This window comes from Nocardioides flavescens, assembly GCF_009823805.1.
Taxonomy (GTDB): Bacteria; Actinomycetota; Actinomycetes; order Propionibacteriales; family Nocardioidaceae; genus Nocardioides; species Nocardioides flavescens.
This window is the reverse complement of sequence record NZ_WUEK01000016.1, coordinates 49,012-75,696: the sequence shown is the minus strand read 5'-3', so window position 1 is coordinate 75,696 and position 26,685 is coordinate 49,012. Positions and strand designations below refer to the sequence as shown.

The 26,685-nt window shown below is 73.3% G+C and carries 25 protein-coding genes; 15 read left to right on the top strand and 10 right to left on the bottom strand.

Annotation, left to right across the window (positions count from 1 at the left end; genetic code table 11):
• Positions 1-20: 20 nt before the first annotated feature.
• The 3 genes from hrpA to GRQ65_RS20615 are packed head-to-tail and all read right to left on the bottom strand — an operon-like array spanning position 21 to position 6,092.
• Entirely contained in the window at positions 21-3,845 is a 3,825-nt protein-coding gene (gene hrpA / locus GRQ65_RS20625) for an ATP-dependent RNA helicase HrpA (protein ID WP_160879892.1), read from the bottom strand.
• 40 nt (positions 3,846-3,885) lie between these two features.
• Positions 3,886-5,571 (bottom strand): hypothetical protein, encoded by a 1,686-nt coding sequence (locus GRQ65_RS22275; RefSeq protein ID WP_202388449.1) that lies wholly within the window; start codon positions 5,569-5,571, stop codon positions 3,886-3,888.
• The gene (locus GRQ65_RS20615) at positions 5,568-6,092 is read right to left on the bottom strand and encodes a SigE family RNA polymerase sigma factor (RefSeq protein WP_337191915.1); all 525 of its coding nucleotides are present in this window, start codon (positions 6,090-6,092) and stop codon (positions 5,568-5,570) included. The genes GRQ65_RS22275 and GRQ65_RS20615 overlap by 4 nt, the downstream gene beginning before the upstream one ends.
• 140 nt (positions 6,093-6,232) lie before the next feature.
• Here GRQ65_RS20615 and GRQ65_RS20610 point away from each other — a divergent pair, with 140 nt between their 5' ends.
• The 8 genes from GRQ65_RS20610 (at position 6,233) to GRQ65_RS20575 (ending at position 12,460) form a co-directional block, all read left to right on the top strand.
• Entirely contained in the window at positions 6,233-6,991 is a 759-nt protein-coding gene (locus GRQ65_RS20610; protein ID WP_160879890.1) for a response regulator transcription factor, read from the top strand.
• Positions 6,992-7,052: 61 nt separating this feature from the next.
• Complete coding sequence (locus GRQ65_RS20605) at positions 7,053-8,453, top strand: sensor histidine kinase (RefSeq protein WP_160879889.1); 1,401 nt, start codon at positions 7,053-7,055, stop codon at positions 8,451-8,453.
• Between the two features lie 72 nt (positions 8,454-8,525).
• The gene (rocD, locus tag GRQ65_RS20600; protein ID WP_160879888.1) at positions 8,526-9,746 is read left to right on the top strand and encodes an ornithine--oxo-acid transaminase; all 1,221 of its coding nucleotides are present in this window, start codon (positions 8,526-8,528) and stop codon (positions 9,744-9,746) included.
• A 36-nt stretch (positions 9,747-9,782) separates the two neighbouring features.
• Entirely contained in the window at positions 9,783-10,103 is a 321-nt protein-coding gene (locus GRQ65_RS20595) for a WXG100 family type VII secretion target (RefSeq protein WP_160879887.1), read from the top strand.
• Positions 10,103-10,414 carry a WXG100 family type VII secretion target gene (locus GRQ65_RS20590; protein WP_160879886.1) on the top strand — a complete coding sequence of 104 codons (312 nt, stop codon included), beginning with the start codon at positions 10,103-10,105 and terminating at the stop codon, positions 10,412-10,414. The genes GRQ65_RS20595 and GRQ65_RS20590 overlap by 1 nt, the downstream gene beginning before the upstream one ends.
• Complete coding sequence (locus GRQ65_RS20585) at positions 10,414-11,709, top strand: WXG100-like domain-containing protein (RefSeq protein ID WP_160879885.1); 1,296 nt, start codon at positions 10,414-10,416, stop codon at positions 11,707-11,709. Before GRQ65_RS20590 ends, GRQ65_RS20585 begins: the two co-directional genes overlap by 1 nt.
• A 5-nt stretch (positions 11,710-11,714) precedes the next feature.
• A complete protein-coding gene (locus tag GRQ65_RS20580; protein WP_160879884.1) occupies positions 11,715-12,110 on the top strand; it encodes a DUF7674 family protein in 396 nt (131 codons plus the stop codon).
• Complete coding sequence (locus GRQ65_RS20575; RefSeq protein ID WP_160879883.1) at positions 12,107-12,460, top strand: hypothetical protein; 354 nt, start codon at positions 12,107-12,109, stop codon at positions 12,458-12,460. The genes GRQ65_RS20580 and GRQ65_RS20575 overlap by 4 nt, the downstream gene beginning before the upstream one ends.
• Here the strand turns inward: GRQ65_RS20575 and GRQ65_RS20570 are convergent.
• Positions 12,431-13,036, bottom strand: coding sequence for a TetR family transcriptional regulator (locus tag GRQ65_RS20570; RefSeq protein ID WP_160879882.1), 606 nt, complete (start codon positions 13,034-13,036; stop codon positions 12,431-12,433). The genes GRQ65_RS20575 and GRQ65_RS20570 overlap by 30 nt on opposite strands.
• A gap of 48 nt (positions 13,037-13,084) precedes the next feature.
• Between GRQ65_RS20570 and GRQ65_RS20565 the strand changes: the two genes are divergently transcribed.
• The 4 genes from GRQ65_RS20565 to GRQ65_RS20550 are packed head-to-tail and all read left to right on the top strand — an operon-like array spanning position 13,085 to position 17,164.
• Complete coding sequence (locus GRQ65_RS20565) at positions 13,085-14,623, top strand: flavin-containing monooxygenase (protein ID WP_160879881.1); 1,539 nt, start codon at positions 13,085-13,087, stop codon at positions 14,621-14,623.
• Positions 14,620-15,462 (top strand): SDR family NAD(P)-dependent oxidoreductase, encoded by an 843-nt coding sequence (locus GRQ65_RS20560; RefSeq protein WP_160879880.1) that lies wholly within the window; start codon positions 14,620-14,622, stop codon positions 15,460-15,462. Before GRQ65_RS20565 ends, GRQ65_RS20560 begins: the two co-directional genes overlap by 4 nt.
• Positions 15,463-15,498: 36 nt before the next feature.
• The gene (locus GRQ65_RS23120; protein ID WP_160879879.1) at positions 15,499-16,026 is read left to right on the top strand and encodes a DUF402 domain-containing protein; all 528 of its coding nucleotides are present in this window, start codon (positions 15,499-15,501) and stop codon (positions 16,024-16,026) included.
• Between the two features lie 4 nt (positions 16,027-16,030).
• Positions 16,031-17,164, top strand: a complete 1,134-nt coding sequence (locus GRQ65_RS20550; protein WP_160879878.1) for a glutamate--cysteine ligase — start codon at positions 16,031-16,033, stop codon at positions 17,162-17,164.
• A 17-nt stretch (positions 17,165-17,181) separates the two neighbouring features.
• On the opposite strand, the gene GRQ65_RS20545 is transcribed toward GRQ65_RS20550, so the two are convergent.
• Genes GRQ65_RS20545 through GRQ65_RS20535 form a run of 3 tightly spaced genes read right to left on the bottom strand, consistent with a single transcriptional unit; the run spans position 17,182 to position 19,810 of the window.
• Complete coding sequence (locus GRQ65_RS20545; protein ID WP_160879877.1) at positions 17,182-18,474, bottom strand: Y-family DNA polymerase; 1,293 nt, start codon at positions 18,472-18,474, stop codon at positions 17,182-17,184.
• The gene (locus GRQ65_RS20540; protein WP_160879876.1) at positions 18,467-19,621 is read right to left on the bottom strand and encodes an FUSC family protein; all 1,155 of its coding nucleotides are present in this window, start codon (positions 19,619-19,621) and stop codon (positions 18,467-18,469) included. Before GRQ65_RS20540 ends, GRQ65_RS20545 begins: the two co-directional genes overlap by 8 nt.
• Before the next feature lie 42 nt (positions 19,622-19,663).
• Positions 19,664-19,810 (bottom strand): hypothetical protein, encoded by a 147-nt coding sequence (locus GRQ65_RS20535; protein WP_160879875.1) that lies wholly within the window; start codon positions 19,808-19,810, stop codon positions 19,664-19,666.
• A 267-nt stretch (positions 19,811-20,077) separates the two neighbouring features.
• Between GRQ65_RS20535 and GRQ65_RS20530 the strand changes: the two genes are divergently transcribed.
• Entirely contained in the window at positions 20,078-21,475 is a 1,398-nt protein-coding gene (locus GRQ65_RS20530; RefSeq protein ID WP_160879874.1) for a wax ester/triacylglycerol synthase family O-acyltransferase, read from the top strand.
• 7 nt (positions 21,476-21,482) lie between these two features.
• Here GRQ65_RS20530 and GRQ65_RS20525 read toward each other — a convergent pair whose 3' ends face one another.
• Both GRQ65_RS20525 and GRQ65_RS20520 read right to left on the bottom strand, forming a co-directional pair.
• Entirely contained in the window at positions 21,483-22,670 is a 1,188-nt protein-coding gene (locus GRQ65_RS20525; RefSeq protein ID WP_160879873.1) for a DNA methyltransferase, read from the bottom strand.
• A gap of 85 nt (positions 22,671-22,755) precedes the next feature.
• Positions 22,756-23,091 carry a hypothetical protein gene (locus GRQ65_RS20520; protein ID WP_160879872.1) on the bottom strand — a complete coding sequence of 112 codons (336 nt, stop codon included), beginning with the start codon at positions 23,089-23,091 and terminating at the stop codon, positions 22,756-22,758.
• A gap of 246 nt (positions 23,092-23,337) precedes the next feature.
• On the opposite strand from GRQ65_RS20520, the gene GRQ65_RS20515 reads away from it, so the two are divergent.
• Positions 23,338-23,931 carry a uracil-DNA glycosylase family protein gene (locus GRQ65_RS20515; RefSeq protein WP_160879871.1) on the top strand — a complete coding sequence of 198 codons (594 nt, stop codon included), beginning with the start codon at positions 23,338-23,340 and terminating at the stop codon, positions 23,929-23,931.
• 182 nt (positions 23,932-24,113) lie between these two features.
• Here GRQ65_RS20515 and glgC read toward each other — a convergent pair whose 3' ends face one another.
• On the bottom strand, positions 24,114-25,352 hold the full coding sequence (glgC, locus tag GRQ65_RS20510) for a glucose-1-phosphate adenylyltransferase (RefSeq protein ID WP_160879870.1): 1,239 nt from the start codon (positions 25,350-25,352) through the stop codon (positions 24,114-24,116).
• Positions 25,353-25,460: 108 nt separating this feature from the next.
• Here glgC and glgA point away from each other — a divergent pair, with 108 nt between their 5' ends.
• Positions 25,461-26,678, top strand: coding sequence for a glycogen synthase (glgA, locus tag GRQ65_RS20505; protein ID WP_160879869.1), 1,218 nt, complete (start codon positions 25,461-25,463; stop codon positions 26,676-26,678).
• Positions 26,679-26,685: the final 7 nt, after the last annotated feature.

The window sequence follows — 26,685 nt, the reverse complement described above, 5'->3', positions numbered from 1 at the left end:
CGCGCGGGTCCCACGTCGGCTCAGCCGGCCAGCACCTTGCGGACCCGCTCGTCGCTGACGGGGAAGGCGGTGCCGAGCTGCTGGGCCCACAGCGAGACCCGCAGCTCCTCGAGCATCCAGCGCGCGCGGCGCAGCCGCTCGCCGGGCGGACGGCCGGGCGGCAGCGCCTCGACCTGGTGGAGGTAGCCGTCCTGGAGGTCGGCGATGCGGTCCATCAGCTGCCGGTCGCGGTTGACCGCCCCGCCGCCCGCGTCGAGGGCGGCGCGGCGCTGCTGCAGGGCGGTGAGGTACGTCGGGTAGCGGCGCAGCTGGGCGGGCCCGGCCTCGGCGAGGAAGCCGGGGTGCACCAGCCGGGCGAGCTGGGCCTTCATGTCCGCGAGGGCCGGCAGCTGGGTCATGTCGGCACGCCCGCTGAGCGCCTTGTCGGCGGTGCGCCACGCCTCCAGCACCCGCAGCAGGTCGCCGAGCAGCGCGCGCAGCCGCGGCTCGAGCTCGGTGCGCACCTGCCCCAGCAGCTCGTCGTACGCCGCCTGCGTACGCACCGCGGGCACGGCGTCGACGAGGTCCTGCACGACCGCCGCGCGGGCGTCGGCGAGCAGCTCGGCGACCGAGGCGTACGGCGAGCCGGCGAGGCCGAGCTTCTCGGCGGTGCCGAGGGTGCCGAGCAGGTCGGAGTCGGAGGGGCCGCGGGCACCGAGCAGCAGCAGCCGGCGCACCCCCTCGCGGTGGCGGGCCTCGGCCTCGTCCTCGGTGCCGAAGACCCCGAGACCGACGCTGCGTCCCTCGTCGGTGAGCCCCGGGAAGACGGTCACGCGATGGCCGGCGCGGGTCAGCGTCTCGGAGGCCGGCAGGTCGCCGAAGACCCAGCTGGTCTCGCCGGTGGCGGCGAGGCCGGAGTCGGTGGCGACCTCGCTGATCGCCTGCTCGAACTGCGGGCGCAGCGGCGCCTTCAGCGCCTCGAGGTCCTTGCCGCGCGCCTGCTCGGCGCCGTCGGTGTCGACGACGCGGTAGGTCGGCTGCAGGTGGGGTGCGACCTTGCTCCAGTCCCACGCCTCGCGGGGCACGACGACGCCGGTGGTCGAGCGCATCCACCGCTCGAGCGCGTCGAGCAGCGGCTCCTCCCCCGGCGGCACGGCCGCGAGGAACTCCCGGGCCTTGTCGGGGGCGGGCACGAAGGAGACCCGGAGGTTCTTCGGAAGCGAGCGGATCAGCGAGGTGACGAGCTCGTGGCGCAGACCGGGGACGTTCCAGGAGAAGTCGGCCGCCTCGACCCGGTTGAGGGTCTCGACCGGCACGTCGATGGTCAGCCCGTCGTCGGCGGCACCCGGCTCGAAGTGGTAGCTGATCGAGAAGGTCAGCCCGTCCTCGGCGCTGTCCCAGCGCTGGGGGTAGTCGGCCTCGCGGACCTCGTCGGCGCGGTCGTGGGTGAGCATCGCCGGGTCGAAGGTGAGCAGGTCCGGGCGGGTGCGGCGCTCGACCTTCCACCACTGGTCGAAGTGCGCCCCGCTCACGACCTCGGCGCCGACGCGGGCGTCGTAGAAGTCGAAGAGGGTGTGCTCGTCGACCACCAGGTCGCGGCGCCGGGCGCGGTGCTCGAGCTCCTCGGCCTCGGCGAGCAGCCGGCGGTTGGTCTCGAGGAACCGGTGCCTGCTGTGCCACTCCCCGTAGACCAGCGCGTGGCGGATGAAGATCTCGCGGGCCAGCTCGCGGTCGACGCGACCGAAGGAGACGAGCCGGTCGGCGACCAGCGGCACGCCGTACAACGTGACGCGCTCGTGGGCCATGACCGCAGCACGCCGCTTGGACCAGTGCGGCTCGGAGTGGGTGCGCTTGACCAGGTGCGCGCCGACCTCCTCGGCCCACTCGGGCTTGATCGCGGCGTTCTGCCGGGCCCACAGGCGCGAGGTCTCGACGAGCTCGCCCGCCATGAGGAACGCCGGGGGCTTGCGCGCGAGCCCGCTGCCCGGGAAGACCGCGAACTTCGCGCCGCGGGCACCGAGGTACTCCCGCATCGGGCGACGGCCCTTGGCCGCGCCGGGCTTCTCCTTCTCGCGCTCCTCGAGCAGGCCGATGTGGGAGAGCAGCCCGGCGAGCAGCGACTGGTGGATGCCGTCGGCGTCGGGGGCGTCGGCCGGCTGGCCGAGCTGGATGTCCATCTCCTTGCAGACCTGGCGCAGCTGCGACTCGAACTCCTGCCACTCGCGCACGCGCAGCCAGTTGAGGAACTCGCGCTTGCACAGGCGGCGGAACGCCGAGGACGACAGTTCGCGCTGCTGCTCCTTGACGTAGCGCCAGAGGTTGAGCCAGGTGAGGAAGTCCGAGCCCTCGGCCTTGAACCGCGCGTGCAGCTGGTCGGCCTGCGCCTGCTGCTCGGCGGGCCGCTCGCGCGGGTCCTGCAGCGACAGCGCGGCGGCGATGACGATGACCTCGCGCACGCAGCCGCGCCGCTCCGCCTCGAGCACCATGCGCGCCAGGCGCGGGTCGATCGGGAGCCTCGCGAGCCGCCGCCCGAGCTTGGTGAGCCGGGCGTCGCGGCCGCTGCCGCGCAGGGCACCGAGCTCCTCGAGCAGCTGCACACCGGCGGTGACGTTGCGCCGGTCGGGCGGCTCGACGAACGGGAACCGGGCGATGTCGCCGAGGCCGAGCGAGGTCATCTGGAGGATGACGCTGGCGAGGTTGGTGCGCAGGATCTCGGGGTCGGTGAACTCCGGGCGCGCCTCGAAGTCCTCCTCGGAGTAGAGGCGCACGGCGATGCCGGGGCCGAGGCGTCCGCAGCGACCCGCGCGCTGGTTGGCCGAGGCCTGGCTCACCGGCTCGATCGGGAGCCGCTGCACCTTGGTGCGCACGGAGTAGCGCGAGATGCGCGCAACACCGGTGTCGACGACGTACCTGATGCCGGGCACGGTCAGCGAGGTCTCGGCGACGTTGGTCGCGAGCACGATGCGGCGCCCGGTGTGGGGCGAGAAGACGCGGTGCTGCTCGGCCGCCGAGAGCCGGCTGTAGAGCGGCACGACCTCGGTGCGCTGGTCGCGCGAGGCCTTGATCGCCTCGCCCAGCGCGTCGGCCGTGTCGCGGATCTCGCGCTCGCCGGGCAGGAAGACCAGCACGTCGCCGGGGCCCTCCGCGGCCAGCTCCCGGCACGCCTCGACCACGGCCTCGGTCTGGTCGCGCACGATCGGCTCGCCGTCGTCGTCGTTCTCGGACAGCTCGAGGAGCGGGCGGTAGCGGACCTCGACCGGGTAGGTGCGGCCGGTGACCTCGACGACCGGGGCGTCGAAGTGGGCGGCGAACCGGTCGACGTCGATCGTCGCGCTCGTGATGACCAGCTTGAGGTCGGGGCGGCGCGGCAGCAGTCGCTTGAGGTAGCCCAGCAGGAAGTCGATGTTGAGCGAGCGCTCGTGGGCCTCGTCGATGATGATCGTGTCGTAGCGGCGCAGGTCGCGGTCGCGCTGCAGCTCGGCGAGCAGGATGCCGTCGGTCATCAGCTTGACCCGGCTGCGGCGCGAGGTCTTGTCGGTGAACCGCACCTGGTAGCCCACGAGGTCGCCGAGCTCGGTGCCGAGCTCGGAGGCGATCCGCTCGGCGACCGAGCGTGCCGCGATCCGCCGGGGCTGCGTGTGACCGATCATCCCGCCGGTCTGACCCCCGCGGCCGTCGGGCCGGCGCTGCCCGCGGCCGAGCTCGAGGCAGATCTTGGGCAGCTGGGTCGTCTTGCCGGAGCCGGTCTCGCCGGCCACGATCACGACCTGGTGGTCGCGGATCGCCTCGGCGATCTCCTCACGCCGTTCGCTGACCGGCAACTCGGGCGGGTAGACGATCCGCAGCGAGGTCTCGGTCTCCGTCATGGCCCACCCATCCTCGCGCACGGGTGGGGAACGGCCCCAGTCAGCGGGTCGGCTGCCAGGCGGGGTCGGTGACGAAGGCGATGGCGCGCTTGCGGGCCAGGGTGCGGTCGGCGGAGTAGACGCTCACGACGTACGACGGGCCCTCGTGCACGACGACCCAGCCACCGCCGGCGCGGGACCGCACGCTCGCCACGTGGACGACCTCGGCGTCGGCGCCGGAGCCCACCTGCACGTCGGTGCAGGTGCGGTAGGACGTCAGGCAGGTCCACCCGCCGCCGCTGTAGGTGGGCGTCGCCCACCATGCGAGGGTCCCGCGGACGGTGCCGTCGACCGAGCGCTGGCCGCTCACCCGCGGGGCGCGGTCGGCCCGGGTGCGCAGCCACTGCTCCCCCGCGGTCGCGTCGACCAGCGCGGTCTCCCCGGCGTCCTCGAACGCGGAGGGGTCGATGGTCGGCGGCGCGACCGGCGCGTCGCCGGGCAGGCTCAGCCGGACGTCGGCGGCCGCGGCGAGCAGGTCGTCGACATCGGCGTCGATGCCACCGGTGCGAGCGGTCGAGGGGGTCGCGGTGAGCACCACGACCTGACCGTCGGCGTGCTCGACGGCCACCTGGCGCACGCCGTCGTGGACGGCGACCTCGGAACGCAGCGTGTCAGTGTCGCCCGGGTCGTCCGAGCTGTCCGGGTCGCCCGGCGTGCAGCTCCACGCCGACGGGATCGACCCGCACGACCACGGGACCTGGTCCCAGCCGGTGGCGACGCGGACCTGCAGCGGCACGGTCGTCCCGGGCGCCTTCGCGCTGGGGCCCGGGAGGGTCCAGGCGTACGTCGAGCCGAGGGCGAACAGCTTCCCGTCGCGCACCGTGGTCTGCCGGACGCCCGTCTTGCGGGAGTACGCCGCGAGGTGGTCGCGGGTGGGGTCGAGGTGGGTGGCGAGCACCTCGTTCCAGTAGCGCAGGGTGGCGTGCACCCGCACCGTGCCGTCGGACGGCGGCGGCACCGGCACGACCGGGCCGCTCGGCTGACCGGACGGGGGCGCGGTGGGCCCGCTGGTCGGGCCTGTCGGCGCCGTGGTCGGGCCCGTGGTCGGGGCGGTGGGGCCCGTCGTCGGGCTGGTCGGGTCGGTCGTCGGCGCGGTCGGCAGACCGGTCGACGAGGACGTCGGGGTCGGCGAGGTGGTCGGGCCCGAGGCCGAGGGACCGGTGCTCTGCGGCGAGGCGGGGTCCTGCGAGGCGGGTGCGTCGGGCGCGTCCGAGCCGGGCTGGGCGCTGGTCTGGCCGCTGGTCTGGTGGTGGGACTGGTCCGAGCCGCCGCGGCCCTGGTCGGTCCCGCGCACGTCACCGCCGCCCGTGCCGTCGGCCGCCGAGCCCGTGGCGGCGGGACCGCGCTGCTCGCCAGCCGCAGCCTCACCGGAGCCGGACGGGCTCGCGGGTCCGGCGCCCTCGGGCTCGGCGGAGGCCGACGGGGTCGGCGCGGAGGTCTGCGACGTCGCCGGCAGCTGGCTGGCGGGGGCGATCTCGGTCGCGGTCGGGTCGCCGGCCGTCAGCCCCGCGAGACCCACGACGGCGACGACGGCCGCTCCCGTGGCACCGGCCATCGCGGCGCGGACCCGGCGCAGCCGGCGGCGTCCGCGTCGGACGTCGTCGGAGGGGGGCACCACGGGCGGCATCAGCCCGCCGGCGAGGTCGTGCAGCCGCTCCTCGAGCCGCCGCTCGGCGTCGTCGTTCACCGTCGGGCTCCTCGCAGGCCCGAGCCGGCCGGCTCGGTCGGGGTGAGCAGGTGGCGCAGCTTCTCCAGCGCGGCCGAGGTCTGGCTCTTGATGGTGCCGGGGCTGACCCCGAGGTCGGCGGCGGCCTCCTCGACTGAGAGGCCCCAGTAGTGCCGCAGCACGACGACGCGGCGCTGCTTGGGCCCGAGCGAGCGCAGGGCGCGCCACAGCGCGTCGGAGTCCTCCGGGCTCACGCCGGTCGGGGCGGCGCGGTCGAGGCGGTCGTCCTCGGTCGGGGACTCGCGGCGCCACGGGCGGCGGTGCTCGTCGAGGTGGCTGTTGACGATGATGCGGCGCACGTAGGCGTCGACGGAGTCGGCCTTGGAGGCTCGCGGCCACGCGACGTACAGCTTGGCGAGCGCGGTCTGCACGATGTCCTCCGCCCTGTGCGGGTCTCCGCACAGCAGGTACGCAGCACGGAACAGCTGGGCGCGACGGCTCGAGACGTAGGCCGTGAAGGCGTCGTCCCGAGTGCTCGCCACCGTGTCTCCCGCGTCCTGTGGTGCGTGAGGTGCCCAGCCTTTGTACCTCTCATGACGGAGCGCGGGCCAATCCGGTTGGGTGCCGGATGACATCCGGCGGTCAGGATCTTCACAGGCGGACCACAGACTCCGGGAGCAGGATGGCGTCCATGACGACCGCACCCGTGTCGAGCACCGGCGACGCCGACCTCACCCGCCCCGACGGCTCCCCGCTGCGGGTCCTGGTGGTCGACGACGAGCTCAACATCGCCGAGCTGGTCGCGATGGCGCTGCGCTACGAGGGCTGGCAGGTGCAGACCGCGCTCAGCGGCACCGCTGCCGTGCGCGCCGCTGTCGACCTCACCCCGGACGCGGTCGTCCTCGACCTCATGCTCCCCGACATCGACGGCCTCGAGGTGCTGCGCCGCCTGCGCACCACGCAGCCCGACGTACCCGTCGTCTTCCTCACCGCCAAGGACGCCGTCGAGGACCGCGTCGTCGGCCTGACGGCGGGCGGCGACGACTACGTCACCAAGCCGTTCTCGCTCGAGGAGCTCGTCGCCCGGCTGCGCGGGCTGATGCGGCGCGCCGGTGCGCAGCGCGCCCAGGACCGCTCGGTGCTGGTCGTCGGCGACCTCGAGCTCGACGAGGACAGCCACGAGGTCTCGCGCGGCGGCGAGGAGGTCGTGCTGACCGCGACGGAGTTCGAGCTGCTGCGCTTCCTGATGCGCAACCCGCGCCGGGTGCTCAGCAAGGCGCAGATCCTCGACCGGGTCTGGAACTACGACTTCGGAGGCCAGGCCAACGTCGTCGAGCTCTACATCTCCTACCTGCGCAAGAAGATCGACGCCGGCCGCACCCCGATGATCCACACCATGCGCGGCGCCGGCTACGTGCTGAAGCCAGCCCCGACCCAGTGATGACCCAGGGAACGACGACCCAGGGAACGACCCGGGGAACGACCCACGGAACGACCCAGGGATGAGGCGGCTCTCGACCCGGCTCGTCGTCGTCGCGGTCGCGCTGGTCGTCGCCGTCTCGGTCCTCATCGGGGTGGCGGCGTCGCTCGCGATGCACAACCGGCTCACCGAGCAGGTCGACGAGCAGCTGCGCGACAGCGTTCGCGGCCTGGCCCGGATCTCCGACGACGCCGGCGACCTCGGTCCCGGCGACGGCACGCGCCCCCCGCCCGGAGGCGGGGGCGGCCGCCAGCCCGGCGCGCTCACGGTGGTCGTGAGCGACGGCACCGTCGTGGTGGCCCAGCGCGCGGGCTTCGGGCCGTACGCCGAGACGCTCGACGACGACGAGATCGCCGCGCTGCAGCAGGTCGAGGCCGACGGCGGCCCGAGCGACGTCGACGTCCCCGGGCTGGGCAGCTACCGCGCGGAGGCGTTGAGCGACGACGGCACGACGTACGTCGTCGCGCTGCCGACCAAGGCCGTCGACGAGGCGGTCGACTCGCTGGTCACCTACGAGCTCGTGCTCATCGCCGTCGGGGCGGTGCTGGCGGCGGGCGTCGGGCTGCTGCTGGTGCGACGCGAGCTGCGACCGCTGCGCCAGGTGGCCGGCACGGCCCACCGGGTCGCCGAGCTGCCGCTGGCCGAGGGCGACATCGAGCTGGCCGAGCGGGTGCCGGCGCGCCTCACCGACGAGCGGACCGAGGTCGGCCAGGTCGGGGCGGCCCTCAACACCCTGCTCGACCACGTCGAGACGGCCTTGGCCGCGCGCCACCGCAGCGAGACCCAGGTGCGCCAGTTCGTCGCCGACGCGAGCCACGAGCTGCGCACCCCGCTGGCGACGATCGCGGGCTACACCGAGCTGGCGCGCCGCCGCCCCGACGAGTCGACGGTGCGCACCGCGCTCGACAAGGTCGAGGAGGAGTCGGGACGGATGACCGCCCTCGTCGAGGACCTGCTGCTCCTCGCCCGCCTCGACGCGGGCCGGCCCCTGGCCGCGGAGCCGGTCGACCTGACCCACCTGCTGCTCGAAGCGGTCTCGGACGCCCGGGTGCTCGGCACCGAGCACCACTGGCGCCTGCACCTGCCCGACACCCCGCTCGAGGTGGTCGGCGACGAGCAGCGGCTGCACCAGGTGGTGACCAACCTGCTCACCAACGCCCGCAAGCACACCCCGCCCGGCACGACCGTCACCGTGACGGGACACCCCGACGGCTTCGACGTGCACGACGACGGACCGGGCTTCCCCGCGGAGTTCGTCGACCACGCCTTCGAGCGCTTCGCTCGGGTCGACGAGGCCCGGCAGCGCACCGGCGGGGCCGGGCTGGGGCTGTCGCTGGTCGACGCCATCGTGCGCTCGCACGGGGGTCACGTGAGCCTCACGAGCGCTCCGGGTGGCACGACCATCCGCGTCCGGCTACGCTGACGACGTACGCAGATTGTCAGACAATCTGACACCTGGAGCCCACCCCTACTGGCAGAGCCGCCCGGAGGACGCATGACCGCCGTCGACCACGCCCGCACGCACACCGAGTTCGAGCGCGCCGAGGCCCGCACCGCGCACAACTACCACCCCCTCCCGGTCGTGCTCGCCCACGCCGAGGGCGCCTGGATGACCGACGTCGACGGCCGCCGCTTCCTCGACCTGCTCGCGGGCTACTCCGCTCTCAACTTCGGCCACGGCCACCCCGGCCTGCTCGCCGCGGCCCACGCCCAGCTCGACCAGCTGACGCTGACCAGCCGCGCCTTCGTGCACGACACCTTCGCCGACTTCACCGCCGCGCTCGGCGACCTGTGCGGCAAGGACCTCGTGCTGCCGATGAACACCGGCGCCGAGGCCGTCGAGACCGCCATCAAGGTCTGCCGCAAGTGGGGCTACGAGGTCAAGGGCGTCCCCGACGGGATGGCCAGGATCGTCGTCGCCTCCGGCAACTTCCACGGTCGCACCACCACCATCGTCGGCTTCTCCGACGACCCCGACGCCCGTGACGGCTTCGGCCCCTTCGCCCCCGGCTTCGTCACCGTGCCGTACGGCGACCTGGCGGCCCTCGCGGCCGCGATCGACGAGCACACCGTCGCCGTGCTGATCGAGCCCATCCAGGGCGAGGGCGGCGTCGTGATCCCGCCGGAGGGCTACCTGCGCGGCGTGCGCGAGGTCTGCACCGCCCGCAACGTGCTCTTCGCGGCCGACGAGATCCAGGCCGGCCTCGGCCGCACCGGGCGCACCTTCGCGTGCGACCACGAGGGCGTCGTCCCCGACCTCTACGTGCTCGGCAAGGCCCTCGGCGGCGGCATCGTGCCCGTCTCGGCCGTGGTCGCCGACCGCGACGTGCTCGGCGTCCTCAAGCCCGGCCAGCACGGCTCGACGTTCGGCGGCAACCCGCTGGCCTGCGCCGTCGGCTCCGAGGTCGTGCGGATGCTGCAGACCGGCGAGTTCCAGCAGCGCGCCACCGACCTCGGCGAGCTGCTGCGCGAGCGCCTCGAGTCGATGATCGGCCGCGGCCTCCTCGCGGTCCGCGTGCGCGGACTGTGGGCCGGGCTCGACATCGACCCCGCGATCGGCACCGGCCGCGAGGTCTGCGAGGCCCTCATGGCCCGCGGCGTCCTCGCCAAGGACACCCACGGCTCGACCATCCGCCTCGCTCCCCCGCTCGTCGTCTCCCCCGAGGACCTCTCCTGGGGTCTCGACCAGCTCGCCGAGGTCATCGGCGCCGCCTGAGGTTTCACGCCCGCGACCCGCGTCAAGGCTGAGAAGGTGGACATCCACCTGGAGCACCAGGCCCTCCGCAAGGCGGTGAGCGACGTGCAGCACGCCCGGGAGCAGCTGCAACAGGCGCGAGCGAACGCCGACAACACGATGTCCGGCTTCCTCGGCACCGGCTGGACCGGCAGCGCTGCGACGGCGTTCTCCGAGGCCTGGGAGGAGTGGCGGGCCGGCGCGACCCAGGTCGAGGGGGGCCTGGAGGCGATGGCCGCCCTCCTCGACGCCGTGCACCGAGACATGACCGAGCAGGACGCCGCCTCCCAGGCGAGCCTCGACCAGGTCTCGGCGCGCATCGTGGACAGGCTCGGCTGATGGGCTCCGACGCACCGGACGCCTTCCACGTCGACACGGGCGAGCTCGAGGCCGTCATCGGTGACCTCGCGACCTGCCACCAACGGCTGCAGGCGGCCACCGACGACCTCGAGCAGCAGGTGGCCCGACTCCACGACCACTGGACCGGACTGACGGCCACCGCGCAGCGCGAGGCGCACGAGGAGTGGTCGGCAGGCATGGCCGACATGCAGGAAGCGCTCGAGGCGATGCGCGCCGCCGCCCGGGTCGCCCACACCAACTACACACAGGCGGTCCGGGGCAACGTCGCGATGTGGCAGGGGCTCGACTGATGGTGACGGTCGACCCGGCCGCGTTCGACCGCGCGGCGGAGTCCTTCGCCCTGGCCAACAAGGTGGCCGCTCAGCTCTGCACCGGAATGGAGGGCGCTCTCGCCGGCTACGGCCAGATGGCCGGCGACGACAAGACCTCCGACGACTTCGCCGCGGGCTACGACGGCGCGGCGGCCGACACGATGGCGGCCGCGGCCGACCTCGTCGGCGCCCTCGCCGCCCTGGCCCTCATCACCTCGGCCAGCGGCGCCAATCACCGCGGAGCCAACAACGCCTCGCGCTACAGCAAGACCCCGCCGGAGTACACCGGCGGCCAGTTCGACCCGTTGCCCGACACCACCGTCACGGTCGGCGCCTTCACCCCGCCCAGCGCCGTGGGAGGCGACGACCCCGGCACCCCGAAGTTCTGGGACATGCTCACCGACTACCTCGAGGGGTGGACCTGGCCGGGTGCGGACGTCGCGCGGCTGCGCCGGGCCGGCGAGACGTGGCGCCACTTCGGGCGGATGCTGCAGACCTCGGTCTCGCCGTACCTCGACGTCGCCGTGTCGGAGCTCGAGGGCCAGGAGTCGCCCGAGGTCGGCACCGCGACGTCGGTGACCCGTGGGCTGCTGCTCGAGATCGAGCAGTTCAAGGTGCACTGCGAGGACCTCGGCAACGCGTGCGACGACTACGCGACCCAGGTCGAGGCGGTCCGCGAGACCGTCCGCGGCATCCTGGAGGACCTCGCCGTCGAGATCGGCATCACGGCGGTGATCGCCGGGGTGGGCTCCCTCTTCACCGCCGGTGGAGCTGGGGCCGCCGGTGGTGTCGTGGCGGGGTGGCGCCTCGCAGCCGCGGCCCGCAAGGTCATCGGCGCCTTCACCGCGATGAAGGCCGTGGTCCGCGCCGCTGCGGTGGTGCGCCTGACCAGGGTCGCCGGCAAGGTGCCGATCCTGGCCAGGCGGTTCCGCCGCATCAGCGACGCGGCCAACCGGGCCAAGCACGAGAAGTTCCTCGTCGAGCTGCGCCGGGAGATGGGCAGACCCAGCACCAAGGACCCCGACCTCACGAAGCTGATGCGGGAGAACTACCGCGACAACGCCCAGGTGGGCAGCGGCTCGACGGCCGCCGCGGTGCGTCACGAGCTGGCCACCGGACAGCCGGTGGGTGGAGCGTTCCACTCCCAGAAGGCCCAGGAGATGATCGGGCGCCTGGAGAAGTGGCTGCGCAACCACCCGGACGCCTCGCCGGGCGACCGGGCCGCGGCCGAGAACGTCATCAAGGACCTGCAGGACGCGCTGTCCGGGAAGTGAGTGCCATGACCGAGCTCGACGACCTCGCCCGGGAGCTGTTCGCCGCCGTCCCCGAGCTGCGCGAGGCGATGACCGAGGCCGGGGACGATCCCGTCCCCGACCCCGACGCCCCCACGCTCTGGCTGGGGGAGGTGGGCGGTGCGCTCGCGCGACGCGCCGAGCGTCTCGCCCCGGACCGGTTCGGCGAGGCGCTGGCCGTCGTCGAGCGCCACCTGGCTGGCTCGGACCAGCGGATGCGCAACGCCATCTGCACCGGCTTCCTGGAGGCCCTGGCGAGCGCGGTGTCCGGCCATCGCCTGCACCCGTCGCTGCTGGCCGAGCACCTCGGCCCGCAGTCGCGCGCGTACGTCGACGCCTGGGACCAGCACACCCTCGGACGCTCGAGCCTGGATCCGTCGTGAGCCCGTCGCAAGGCTCGTCGGACGGCTCGCCCGACAGCATCGCGGAGTTCGTCGACGGGGACCCGCGCGCCGCGGCCCTGCTCCGCAGCTCGCTGGGCGACCTGCGCCGCCGTCTGGCGGACGAGCCCGGGAACGCCGCTCTCCGTGAAGGGATCGGCAGGGTCCTGGAAGGACGGCTCAGCCTGCGCGAGCTCGCCGCCGACCCGGAGCTCCGCCTCCTCGCCGACCGTGGCATGACCGAGGTCCAGCACGCCTGGCACGCCCTGCGACCCGAAGAGCGCGCTCGCCTCGTCGCGGAGGGTCGGGCGGCCGACCACGCGTCAGGGGGCAGCGGCGAGGAGCGCCGGTAGCGCTCCGACGACGAGCCCGTCGAGCTCGGCGCGGGTGAGCCGGGCGCGGCCGGCGCGCTCGTCGGCGGCCCAGGCGAGCACGAGCTCCTCGACCATCGCCGTCCAGCCGCGCACGAGCAGGCGGTGGGCGGGGGTGTCGGTGACGAGGAGCCCGTCGGGGTCCTCGTCGAAGATCCGGTCGGACAGCGCTGCGCGCACCTCCTCGTAGATCTCACGCAGCTCGGCGTTGCCGCCGGCGGCGCCGCGCACGAGCGAGACGTAGCCGTCGTAGGAGGCGAGCACGTAGTCGACGTAGGCGACGGTGCCGGTGTGCAGGCGCTCGAGCGGATCACCGTGCGCCGGGGGCGCGGTGCGGGCGATCAGGTCGTCTGCCGCCCGGCGCACGACGGCCAGGTGGAAGGCCTGCTTCGAGCCGAAGTAGTGGTAGAGCAGCCCGCGCGAGATGCCGCCCTGCTCGGCGAGCAGGTCGATGGTCAGCGCCTCCAGCGGCCGGTCGGCCAGCAGGGAGACACCGAGCTCGAGCAGCTGGTCGCGCCGCTCGTCGGGCGCGAGCCGGGACCGTGTGGGGGCGCTCACGCGACCATCTTATTGACGCTCGTTCAACAACGCCACTACCGTCGTGCCATGGCACCCTCCCCAGGCGTCACCGCACCGACGCGCACCGCAGCGACCGTGACCGTCAAGACGCTGATCGTCGGCGCCGGCTTCTCCGGCCTGTGCGCGGCGATCCGGCTGCAGGAGGACGGCGAGCGCGACTTCGTCGTGGTCGAGCGCGGCTCCGACGTCGGCGGCACCTGGCGCGACAACACCTACCCCGGCGCCGCCTGCGACGTCCCGAGCCAGCTCTACTCCTTCTCCTTCGCGCCCAATCCCGAGTGGTCGAGCTCCTACTCACCGCAGCCGGAGATCCAGGACTACATCCAGTCCGTCGCGGAGCGCTCCGGCACGCTCGACCGGTTCGTCTTCGACACCACCGTCGAGGACCTCGCCTGGGACGACGCCGCGCAGCGCTGGCGGGTGACGACCTCCGGCGCGACGTACGACGCGCAGTTCGTCGTGGTCGCCGCCGGCGCGCTCTCCGCGCCGAGGCTCCCCGCCATCGAGGGGATCGAGGGGTTCCAGGGCGAGCTGTTCCACTCCGCCCAGTGGGACCACTCAGTCGACCTCACCGGCAAGCGGGTCGCGGTCATCGGCACCGGCGCCTCGTCCATCCAGCTCGTCCCCGAGGTCGCGAAGCAGGCCGCCCACCTCGACGTCTACCAGCGCACCGCGCCGTGGATCCTGCCGCGCGTGGCGCGTCGCTACACCAAGGCCGAGCGGCTCGCGATGCGTCACGTCCCCGGGGTCCAGAAGGCCTACCGGGTCGCCGACTACTGGATCCGCGAGTCCAACGTGCCGTCCTACGTCCGCTACCCGGCGCTCACGGCGGCCCCGCGCGCGCTGGGCCTGCTCAACATCCGCCGCGGCATCAAGGACCCGGAGCTGCGCCGCAAGGTGACGCCCGACTTCACGCCGTTCTGCAAGCGGATCCTGCTCTCCAACGACTGGTACCCCGCGCTCGACCAGCCCCACGTCGACCTCGTCACCGACGGCATCGCCGAGGTCACCGGCAACGCGGTCGTCACCGCCGACGGCACCGAGCGCGAGATCGACGTGCTGATCGTGGCGACCGGCTTCTACACCACCGACCTGCCCATCGCCGAGCACGTCGTCGGCCGTGATGGCCGCACGCTGCGCGCCCGCTGGGACGAGGTCGGGATGAGCGCCTACAAGGGCGCGACGGTGCCGGAGTTCCCCAACCTGTTCTTCATCGTGGGCCCCAACACCGGCCTCGGGCACTCCTCCATGGTGTTCATGATCGAGTCGCAGGTCGCCTACCTCACCGACGCCGTGCGCACCGCGCGCGAGCACGGCCTCGCCACGCTCGAGGTCACCGAGGAGGCCGCCGCGAGCTACAACGAGGACCTGCAGGAGCGGATGCGCCCCACGGTCTGGAACGTCGGCGGCTGCTCGAGCTGGTACCTCGACGAGCACGGGCGCAACACCACGCTCTGGCCCCGCTCGACGTTCGCCTTCCGCGCCGAGACCCGCCGCTTCGACCGCTCGGCGTACGCCGTCACCCCCGCCACCGCCCACCCCCTCCAGGAGGTTGTCTCCGCATGAAGACGCTCGACGACAAGGTGGTCGTGATCACCGGCGCCGGCTCCGGCATCGGCCGCGCCCTCGCCCTCGACCTGGCCCGCCGCGGCTCGCTGCTCGCCCTCTCCGACGTCGACGAGGCCGGACTCGCCGAGACCGTCTCGCTGGTCGAGCGGGCTGGCGTGCGCCGCGTGCGCTCGGACCGCCTCGACGTGAGCGACCGCGGGGCGATGCAGCGCTACGCCCTCGACGTCGTGCAGGACCTCGGCCGGGTCAACGTCGTGATCAACAACGCCGGCGTCGCACTGTCGGGGGACCTCGACGACCTCGACTACTCCGACATCGACTGGATCATCGGGGTCAACTTCTGGGGCGTCGTGCACGGCACCAAGGAGTTCCTGCCCCACCTCATCGCCTCCGGCGACGGCCACGTCGTCAACCTGTCCTCGCTCTTCGGGCTGGTCTCGATGCCGGGACAGTCGATGTACAACGCCACCAAGTACGCCGTGCGCGGCATGACCGAGGCGCTGCGCGAGGAGATGCTCATCGCCGGTCACCCGGTCGGCGTCACCTCGGTGCACCCCGGCGGCATCAAGACCGCGATCGCCCGCAACGCCCGCGTCTCGGCGAAGGAGTCGCAGGAGAAGACGGCCAAGTTCTTCGACGAGAAGCTCGCCAAGATGACCCCCGAGCGGGCCGCCGAGGTCATCATCGCCGGCATCCTCAAGAACAAGGCACGCGTGCTGGTCGGCATCGACGCCCACGCGCTGCACACGATGGGCAAGCTGCTCGGCTCGCGCTACCAGGACGTCGTCGCCATCGCCTCCAAGCGGGTGCTGCCGCCGAAGACGCAGATCGTCTGATCCCGCGAGGTGCTCCGCCTGGGGTAGGAAGGACGGGTGCCCGTCGACCTGCCCCTCGGAGCCCCGGTCCGCCTCGCCACCACCAAGTGGGGCGAGCGGCCGCACTGGGAGATGCCGGCGCTGCACCTCGGCTCCGACGAGCACGGTGACTGGATCGGCTTCCCCACCGGCACGCTCATGGCGCGGCCGGGGGCGTCGTTCGTGTCCACCAACGACCAGGTGACCCTGCTGCCCGACGCACCGTGCGTCGCGACCTTCCACGGCCCCGGCGGCATCGTGTGGACCTACGTCGACATGACGACCGTGCCGCGGTGGGACGGGTCCGTCGTGCGGGCCGTCGACCTCGACCTCGACGTGATCGAGCGGCTCGACCGCACGGTCTTCGTCGACGACGAGGACGAGTTCGAGGAGCACCAGGTGGCCTTCGGCTACCCGCCCGAGGTCGTCGACCTCGCCCGGCGCTCGTGCGACGAGGTGCTGTCCGCGGTGACGAGCCGCGTGCCGCCGTACGACGGGACGACGGCGCAGCGCTGGCTCGACGTGCTCGCCGCTGTGACACGCTGATCCGGTGCGGATCGACTTCCACGGCTCCCCCGAGCCCACCCTCGGCGTGGAGTGGGAGCTGGCGCTGGTCGACCGGCGCACCCGCGACCTGCGCAACGACGCCGCGCACCTGTTCGCGCGGGCCAAGGCGCGCCTCGACGACCCGGGCCGGGTGCACAAGGAGCTGCTCAAGAACACCGTCGAGGTCGTCACCGGCAAGTGCCACACCGTGGCCGAGGCGATGGACGACCTCAGCCGCACCCTCGAGGGCGTCGTGCCCGCGGCCGACGACCTCGGCCTCGACCTCTACGGCGGCGGCACCCACCCGTTCGCATCGTGGACCGGGCAGCAGCTGACCGAGGGCCACCGCTACGAGGAGCTCATCAACCGCACCCAGTGGTGGGGGCGGCAGATGCTCATCTGGGGCGTGCACGTGCACGTCGGGCTGCCCGAGCAGGCGCGGGTGATGCCGGTGCTGTCGTCGCTGCTCAACTACCACCCCCACCTGCAGGCCCTCTCGGCGTCCTCGCCGATCTGGGCCGGGGTCGACACCGGCTACGCCTCCAACCGCGCGCTGATGTTCCAGCAGCTGCCGACCGCGGGGCTGCCGTTCCAGTTCTCGCAGTGGTCGGAGTTCGAGTCCTTCGTCGGCGACCAGGTCACCACCGGGGTCATCGACGAGCTCAACGAGGTGCGCTGGGACGTGCGGCCCGCCCCGCACCTCGGCACCCTCGAGAACCGGATCTGCGACGGCGTCTCGACCCTCGGCGAGCTGGGCGCCCTCGTCGCCCTGATGCACTGCCTGGTCGTCGACCTCGACACCCGCCTCGCCGCGGGCGAGCCCCTGCCCGTGCTGCCACCGTGGCACGTGCAGGAGAACAAGTGGCGCGCCGCGCGCTACGGCCTCGAGGCCATCGTCATCCTCGACGCCGACTCCTCCGAGCGGCTCGTCCTCGACGACCTCGCCGACCTCGTCGCGCGCCTCGAGCCGGTCGCCGAGCGCCTCGGCTGCTCCGCCGAGCTCGCCTCGGTCCTCGAGATCGCGACCCGCGGGGCGTCGTACCAGCGCCAGCGGGCGGTCGCGGCCGCCACCGACGGCGACCTCGTCGCCGTCGTCGACTCCGTCGTGCGGGAGCTGCGGGACTCGCTCGGCCGCTGAGCCCTGACCGGCGGTGCTCAGTAGCCGCCGGGCGGGGGCACCATCTCCAGGCGCACCCCGAGCAGCCGCACCGCCCGGTCCTGCTCGACGCGCTCGAGCAGGCTGACCGCTGCGGTCTGCAGCGTCGCGAGGTCGGTCGTCGGCTCCGGCAGCGTGAGGCTGCGGGTGACGGTGGAGAACGGGCGGTAGCGCAGCTTGAGCCCGACCCGCGCCGCCGACCGGCCCTCCGCGTCGATGTCGGCCTTGACCCGCTCGGTCAGCGCCCTCACCTCGGCGGCGACCTCGACCCAGTCCTCGAGGTCGGTCTGGAAGGTCGTCTCCCGCCCGTGCGCCCGCGGCACGTAGGGCTCGCCGCTCACCACGCTGTCGCCGGCCCCGCGCCCGAGCCGGTGGTACCACGGCCCCATCGTCGGGCCCAGCTCCGCCGCCAGCACCCGCACGTCACTGCGGGCCAGCTGGTCGACGGTCTCGATGCCCAGCGCGGCCAGCTTCCTCGCGGTCTTCGACCCCACTCCCCACAGCGCCCGCGTCGGGCGCTCTCCTATGACCTCCGACCAGTTCTGCGCCGTCAGCACGAAACTGCCCCGCGGCTTGCCGAACTCCGTCGCGATCTTCGCCCGCAGCTTGTTGTCGCCGATCCCCACCGAGCAGTGGAGCTGCGTCGCCTCCAGCACCCGCTCCCGGATCAGCGCCGCGAAGACCCGCGGGTCGGTGGGCGAGCCGGGGCCCGGACGAGACCCTCCCAGGGCCCCCTTCCCCTCGGGGATCACGGGTGGGAGGCTCCCCTGCCCCGCCTCCACCACCGGTGTCAGTCCGTGTGCGTCGTCGGCACCGGCCCACGGGCGGCCGCGACCGATGTACGACGCGCCGCGGGTCGCGGCACCCGTCGTTGCGTCGGCGGGTCGCGCGGCCGCGGCGACGAACGCCTCGTCCCACCCCAGGACCTCGACGACGACGGGGTGCCCGTCCCACTCGAGCGCGCGCAGCGTCGCCATCACCTCGGCTGACGCGGCGTCGTAGGCCGGCCGGTCGACCGGCAGGAACACCGCCTCGGGGCACTTGCGTGCCGCGATCCGCAGCGGCATGCCGGAGCCGACGCCGTGGGCCCGTGCCTCGTAGGACGCGGTCGAGACGACGCCACGCTTGGTCGGGTCGCCGTCGCCGCCGACGACCACCGGGAGACCGGCGAGCTCGGGGCGCCGCAGCACCTCGACCGCGGCCAGGAACTGGTCGAGGTCGACGTGCAGCACCCAGTGCCCGACGCCTTGCCCGACGTCCGGCGGCCCGGCGGGCTCGACGGCGTCAGCCATCCGACTCCCGGGGGCCGTCCCAGTCCGGCGGTGGCGGCAACGCCTCGGTGGACTCGATCTGCGTCATGCCGGTGAGCAGCAGCAGGTCGACGGTGACCGAGCGCAGCTGCACGAGCAGCGTCTCGGCCGTCATCGCCGAGGCCCGCTCGACGAGCCCGGAGGCCTCCCCCACCGCCAGCAGCGCCTCGCGCGCGCCGACCGCCATCCGGTTGGCCTCGAGCTCGTCGGCGACCTGGTCGGCGGCGTCGGCGAGGTCGATCGCCAGCAGGCTGTAGGACTTCGGCACCTCGCGTCCGTGGTAGGCCGCGACCGCGGTCTGGCGCACGAGCACACGGGTGCTGCGCAGCGCCCGGTCCAGCGGCTCGACGAGGTCGGCCATCCGCCGGATGCCCGGCCGGTGCCGGATCCGGAACGGTGAGGACTCGACGACGGCCATGCCCTCGTCGGCGGCGTCCTGGAGCTCACGGATCAGGCTGTCGGTCGCGCGGGCGTCGGCCAGCAGCGCCATCCCGCGGCGCGCCTCGCCGTCGACCATCACCTCGCCGGCGGCGCGCAGCAGCTCGGCGATCTTGCGCACGACCTTCGCTGCCTGCTCGCGAGGACGCCGCAGCGGGGCGGCCGGCACCAGGGTCGCGGCCACGAGGGCGACCAGCCCTCCGACCACGGCGTCGCTCCACCGCACGAAGGCCTGGGAGGGCGCCGGCACGAGCGAGGCGATCACGATCGACTGCACCGCCGCCTGCGTCACGAACAGCTGGCCCCCGTCGAGGACGAAGGCGATCGACATCGACAGGGCGACGATGAGGCTCAGCTGCCACCACCCCGAGCCGATGCCGGCGACGAGCAGGTCGGCCAGGAACACCCCGACCGCGACCCCCAGGGTCACCTCCACGACCCGCCGCAACCGCTGGCCGTACGACGTGCCGAGGCTGACGACCGCCGCGACCGGAGCGAAGAACGGCTTGGGGTGCCCGAGGAGGTCGGCGGCGATCAGCCAGGCGACACCCGCAGCGATGGCGCACTGCAGGATCTGCCACCGCTTGTCGCCGAACCGTCCCAGGCCGGTGCGCAGGGCGGTGCGTGCCGAGGTGCGCCCGCGCGACCAGAGCCGGTCGAACTGCTCCGGGTCGAGCAGGCCGCGCTCCATGGTCTGGATCGTGCCAGACCGGCGAGGCCCGCGCAGGGGCGCTCACCGACCGACCCCCAGCAGTGGCCCCCCGGGGGCGGGATCGACCGGCGGCGGCGCCCACGTCGCCGTCGCGGGTGGTGCGGCCGCGCCCCAGAGCACGAGGGCGGTCAGGACGAGCGACGGGACGAGCAGCACGGGTCGGTTCACGGCTCTGACGCTAGGTCTGGGGCGGACGGTCCGGGCCGCCTCGGGCGCCGCCTGTGGAGGGACCGGCGGCAGCGCGCACCTGTGGACGGTTCGTGGACGTGACCTGCGCGACGCGGCACCGGCCGAGACGTCTGCCGGTCCGGATCGTTGGGCACTGACAGGGTTGTGGCGCGGGTCACTCGGGCAGGAGGATCGGGTGGTCGCGCCGCGACCGAGGACGTTGCACGCGGACCCCTTCACCGGACCGCACCACCACGAGGGGGAAGTGTGGTCACTCCGATCGACCCGACGGCGACGGCGTTCCTGCTGGCGGAGAACCGCAGCATGCCGATGCACGTCGGGGGCCTGCAGCTGTTCGAGAAGCCCGAGGGCGCAGGCCGCAACTACGTGCGCGAGATGTACGAGCAGATGCGTGACGTCGAGGAGATCGCCCCGCTGTTCCTCAAGCACCCCCACCGCTCGGCGCGCACGGCCGGCCAGCTGGTGTGGAAGGAGGACGAGCAGTTCGACATCGAGCACCACGTGCGCCACAGCGCGCTGCCCAAGCCGGGCCGCATCCGTGAGCTGCTCGAGCTGTGCGGGCGCCTGCACAGCACCCGCCTCGCCTGGGAGCGCCCGCTGTGGGAGGCCCACGTGATCGAGGGACTGCGCGACGGCCGGGTCGCGATGTACACCAAGACCCACCACGCCCTCGTCGACGGTGTCTCCGCGATGCGCCTGCTCCAGAGCGTGCTGACGACCGACCCGGACAAGCGCGGGATGGGCGCGCCCTGGGCCGCGCGGAGCCCGCGGCGACGCAAGCCGGCCCCCGAGATCTCGCTCTCCGACGTCTCTGCGACCGCGCTGCGCGCGGCGCTCGGCATCACCGCGGAGGCCGCCGGGCTGCCGGGCGCCCTGGTCAAGACCCTGACCAAGGGGCTGCGCAACGAGACCTCGGCCGTGTCCCTCTACGCCCCGCGCACGATGTTCAACCAGCGCATCACGGGCTCACGGCGCTTCGCCGCCCAGGACTGGCCGATCGAGCGGCTGCGCGCCATCGGCAAGGCCACCGACACCACCCTCAACGACGTCGTCCTCGCGATGTGCAGCGGCGCGGTGCGCCGCTACCTCGAGGAGCTCGACGCCCTGCCCGACGCACCGCTCGTCGCGATGGTCCCGGTGGGCCTCAACGCCAAGAAGTCGGGGCTCGCCTCGGCCGAGGGCGGCAACGCCGTCGGCGCGGTGATGTGCCAGCTCGCCACCGACCGCAGCGACCCGGCCAGCCGCCTCACCGCGATCCACCACTCGATGAAGGACGGCAAGGAGGCACTGTCGTCGATGACGCCGGTGCAGATCGTCGCGATGAGCGCGATCGGCCAGACCCCGGCGATCCTCGGCCCGCTGCTGCGGATGCAGGGCATCGTCCGCCCGCCCTACAACCTCATCATCAGCAACGTCCCCGGCCCCCGCACCACCCACTACTGGAACGGCGCGCGCCTGGTCGGCACCTACCCGCTGTCGATCCCCATCAACGGGATGGGCCTCAACATCACCTGCACGTCCTACGACGGCCGGCTCGCCTTCGGTCTCACAGGCTGCCGCCGCACAGTGCCGCGCCTGCAGCGCTTCATCGCCCACCTCGACGGGGAGATCGACGCCCTCGAGAAGGCAGCCGGGGTGGCCTAGGAGACTCCTAGGGGGTCCCGACGACCCGCTCCACCAACCCGCCGCCGCACGCCGCCGCGACGGCGCGCAGGCGGGCGCGGGTCACGTCGGCGACGGTGAGCAGCCCCGCAGCGTGGGCGTTGGAACCGAGCCGGGTGGGTGCGGGCACGTCGACGCTGACGCACTGCCGGGTGCCACCATCCGCGGCGTTGAGCTGCGCGACGGCGTGCCCGGTGGTGCCGCTGCCCGCGAAGAAGTCGAGCACGACCGCGTCGTCGGGCATCGTCGCGACGATGCGCCGCAGCAGCCCCGTCGGCTTGGGTGTCTCGAAGACGTGTCCCACGAGCGCCTTCAGCTCCGCGACCGCGGTGTCGGTGGAGCCGATCTCCTCGGCCAGCCAGATCGTGCGCAGCTTCTTGCGGCGCGCGCCGCGCGCGTCGCGGTGCAGCCAGTCCTTCTGCAGCACGTCGACACGTGCTCCGCTCCGGCCGCGGACCGGGCGGCAGACCAGGTCGGCGGAGCGTTGCTCCACCATCGGCCGGCTCCACCGCCACACCGCCGGCCGGCCGTCGCCGAAGACGGGGACGATCTCGACGCCGCCCTCGAACGGCTCGGCGCTCACCCGACCCGAGCCCGGGTCGCCGTACAACGGGTAGTGCAGCGTCGGGGAGGTGACCGGGTTGAACCGCTTGTTGGTGTTGCGCAGCGGCAGGTGCCGGTAGCGCAGACCGTCGTCTCCGACGAGGGGGAAGTCCGCCTCGTCGACCGTCTCCGCGCTGCGGGCGTCGAGCACACAGCTCCGCGCGTCGCGGGCGTAGACGAGGACGTACTCGTGGCTGGTGGCGAAGCCACCGCCGAGCTGACGGCCCTTCGGGTTGAGGTTGACGACGACCTGCGCGAGGAAGTTCTGCTCGCCGAACACCTCGTCCATCAGCAGCCGCAGGTGCGCCACCTCGTGGTCGTCGATGCTGACGAAGACCGCCCCCGACTCGGCCATCAGCTCGCGGCCGGCGACCAGCCGCGGCCGCATGAACCCCACCCACGCGTCGTGGCGGCTCTGCCCGGCCGCGCCGCGGAGGTCGTCGCGGTAGGCGAAGGCGTGGCCGGTGTTGTACGGCGGGTCGAGGTAGACCAGGTCGGCGCAGAACCCCTCCGCAGCCAGCTGCGGCAGCACGTCGAGGTTGTCACCCTCGATGAAGGTGTTCCACACCGGCACGCCGTGACCCTAGATGGTGACCCTCGATGGTGTCGCCGGGTCGCCCCACCGCTCAGCGCACAGTCAGAGCACAGTCAGAGCACGGTCAGAGCACCTGCGCCGGCACCTCGACGAGCGCGACGGTGGTCATCGGGGCGAAGCACTCCTGCTGCGGTGCGGCCACCGGGACCGCCTCGACGTCGAGCCCGTCCGGGCCGGCGGCGACGGTGACCTCGGTCGGCGCGTCGCACCCCACCGAGACGACCGCGGCGTAGAGCACCGACCCGGTCGGCACCTCGGCCGCGTCGTACGCCGCGCGCAGGCGCTCGCCCATCACCGGGCTCGTGAACCCGTCCGCGTACGCCGTCACAGCGGCCTCGTCGCTCAGCACGGCCCCGCGCCCGACCTCACCGCCGACGGAGGTCTCGGTCAGCATCGCCACGAGCCGGTGCTCGACGGGACCGTCGGTGGCCGTGGGGGACGCGGTGGGACTAGGCGTGGACGTGGCAGGGGACGAGGCAGCAGACCGTGACGCGGGCTCGGACGAGGACGAGCCCACGTCACCGCACGCGGCGAGGAGGACCGAGCAGACGGCGAGCGCGCAGCCGAGGACCAGACGTCGCATGCCGGGTGAGACGCGAGCCGCGACGGCTGGGTTCCGCCCGGCGCGGTCGGGCAGGCTGGCGGGGTGCCCAGGTTCTCCAAGGCCGAGCTCCAGGCCTTCCGCGACGCCGTCGTCCCCGACCTGCTGCCGCCACCCGGGCCGAACGGCGACTCGCCCCTGCGGCTGCTGTTCGTCGGGATCAACCCGGGGCTGTGGACCGCCGCGACGCAGACCCACTTCGCGCACCCGGTCAACCGGTTCTACCCCGCCCTGCTGCGGGCCGGGATCATCGAGCGCCGCATCGACCCGGCGGCCGGGATGGACGACGACGACCGCCGCCACCTGCTCGAGCGCGGACTGGGCATCACCAACCTGGCGCGGCGCGCGACCGCGCGGGCCGACGAGCTCAGCGACGCGGAGCTGCGCGAGGGCGGCGAGGCCCTGGTCGCCCTGGTCGAGCGCACCCGGCCCCGGGTGGTGGCGGTCGCCGGCATCACGGCCTTCCGCACGGCGTTCGGGCGACGCCGCGCCGTGCTGGGCCGCCAGGACGAGACCCTCGGCGGCGCCGAGCTCTGGGTCGTGCCCAACCCCAGCGGACTCAACGCCCACGAGACCGTCGACTCCCTCGCCACGGCGTACGCCGCCCCCGCCCGCGCGGCGGGGGTCCTGCCCGGCTGACACCTGGCTGGGACTCAGTCCGAGGGTGTGTTGATCAATACCCCGTAGGAGCAGGCGTGAGGTCGCGCGGAGCTGGCAAGGCGGAGGAGCCCGCCGTGGCGGCGCCACGGCGGGCGACGACAACGCAGTCCAGGTCCGATGCGACGCCGCGCGGGCGACTGCGTGGGATTCATCAACGCGCCCTAGGGGAAGACCTGGTCCTTGCCGAGCACGGTCAGCCCGTCCTCGACGAAGAAGCCCCGGGCGGCGTCGGCCGCCGGGTCGACTCCGACCTGGGCGCCGGGCGGGATGACGACGTTCTTGTCGAGGATGGCGTTGCGGACGACGGCGCCGGCTCCGATCTGCACGCCGTTCATGAGCACCGCGCCCTCGACGTGCGCGCCGGCCTGCACGCGCACCGCCGGGGAGAGGACCGAGCGGACCACCGTGCCGCCGCTGACGACCACCCCGGGCGAGAGCACGGCCTGGTCGACGACGGCACCGTGCTCACCGTCGGAGACGAGCTTGGCGGGCGGCTGAGGGCCGTAGGAGGTGTAGATCGGCCAGTCGAAGTTGTAGAGGTTGAAGATCGGCAGCGGCGAGACGACGTCCATGTGGGCGGCCATGTAGGAGCTCATCGTCCCGACGTCGCGCCAGTAGCCCTTGTCGCGGTCCGTCGCGCCCGGCACGACGTTGTCCTTGTAGTCGTAGACGCCGGCCTGGGCCCGTCGCACGAACGACGGCACGATGTCGCCACCCATGTCGTGCTTGGAGCCGTCGGTGGTCGCGTCGCGGGTCACCGCCTCGACCAGGGCGTCGGCGTCGAAGACGTAGTTGCCCATCGAGGCCAGCACCTCGTCGGGGTTGTCGGGGAGCCCGACCGGGTCGGTCGGCTTCTCGAGGAACTCCCGGATGCGCGAGGGCTGCTCCGGCTCGACGTCGATGACGCCGAACTGGTCGGCGAGCGAGATCGGCTGCCGGATCGCGGCGACGGTGCACGCCGCGCCGCTCTCGACGTGCTGCTCGACCATCTGGGAGAAGTCCATCCGGTAGACGTGGTCGGCGCCGACGACCACCACGATGTCGGGCTTGGCGTCGCGGATGAGGTTGAGCGACTGGAAGATCGCGTCGGCGCTGCCGAGGTACCAGTGCTTGCCGACCCGCTGCTGCGCGGGCACCGGGGTGACGTAGTTGCCGAGCAGCGTCGACATCCGCCAGGTCTGGGTCACGTGCCGGTCGAGGCTGTGGGACTTGTACTGCGTGAGCACGACGACCTGCAGGTAGCCCGAGTTCACGACGTTGGAGAGCGCGAAGTCGATCAGCCGGTAGATGCCCGCGAACGGCACGGCCGGCTTGGCCCGGTCGGCGGTCAGCGGCATCAGCCGCTTGCCCTCCCCACCGGCGAGGACGATCGCGAGCACCCGTGGTCGCTTGACGGTCATGGCGCCAACCTAGTCGGCGCGTCCACCCAGGTCAGCCCTTGATCGGGACTCTTCTCGTGCGTGTCCTCGACCGGCTCGCGACGCGAGGGGACGCGGTAGGTTCGGCCCGTGCGCGTCGACGTCCTCAGCAAGGAGTACCCGCCCGAGATCTACGGCGGAGCGGGGGTCCACGTCGCCGAGCTGGTGCGGGCACTGCGGGCCCGCGACGACCTCACCACGCGGGTCCACGCCTTCGGGGCCCCGCGCGCGGAGGAGGGCACGGCGTCGTACGCCGACCTCGCCGAGCTGAGCGCCGCCAACGGGGCGCTGAAGACGCTCGGCGTCGACCTCGCCATCGCCGACGGCTGCGCCGGCACCGACCTGGTGCACTCCCACACGTGGTACGCCAACATGGCCGGCCACCTCGCCTCCTTGCTGCACGGGGTGCCGCACGTCGTCACCGCCCACTCCCTCGAGCCGATGCGTCCGTGGAAGGCCGAGCAGCTCGGCGGAGGGTACGCCGTCTCGTCGTGGGTCGAGCGCACCGCCTACGAGGCCGCCGCCGCCGTCATTGCCGTCTCGGCCGCCATGCGCGACGACGTGCTGCGCTCCTACCCCGCCGTCGACCCCGCCCGCGTCCACACCGTGCACAACGGCATCGACACCGAGCTGTGGTCGCCGGTCCACGACGCCGACCGGGTCCGGGCCCTCGGCGTCGACCCGGACCGCCCCTCGGTCGTGTTCGTCGGTCGCATCACGCGCCAGAAGGGACTGCCGCTCTTCCTGCGTGCCGTCGCCGAGCTGCCCGACGACGTTCAGGTCGTGCTGTGCGCCGGTGCCCCCGACACCCCCGAGATCGAGGCCGAGGTCGTCGCGCTCGTCGACGGCCTGCGCGCCACCCGCCAGGGCGTCGTCTGGATCCGCGACATGCTCCCCCGCGCCGACGTCGTCGCGCTGCTGACCGCGGCCACCGTCTTCGCCTGCCCCTCGATCTACGAGCCACTGGGCATCGTCAACCTCGAGGCGATGGCCTGCGAGACGGCGGTCGTCGCCACAGCCACCGGCGGCATCCCGGAGGTCGTGGTGGACCCGCACACCGGCCTCGGTGCCGACGGCCCGGCCGCCACCGGGCGGCTCGTGCCGATCGAGCAGGCGACCGACGGCACCGGCACCCCGCTCGACCCGGAGCGCTACGTCGCCGACTTCGCGCGCACCCTCACCGAGGTCGTCACCGATCCGGCGCTCGCCGAGTCGCTGGGCAGGGCGGGCCGGCAGCGGGCCATCGACTCGTTCAGCTGGGCGGCGATCGCCGAGCGGACCGTCGAGGTCTACCGCTCGGTCTCCTGACCCGGGA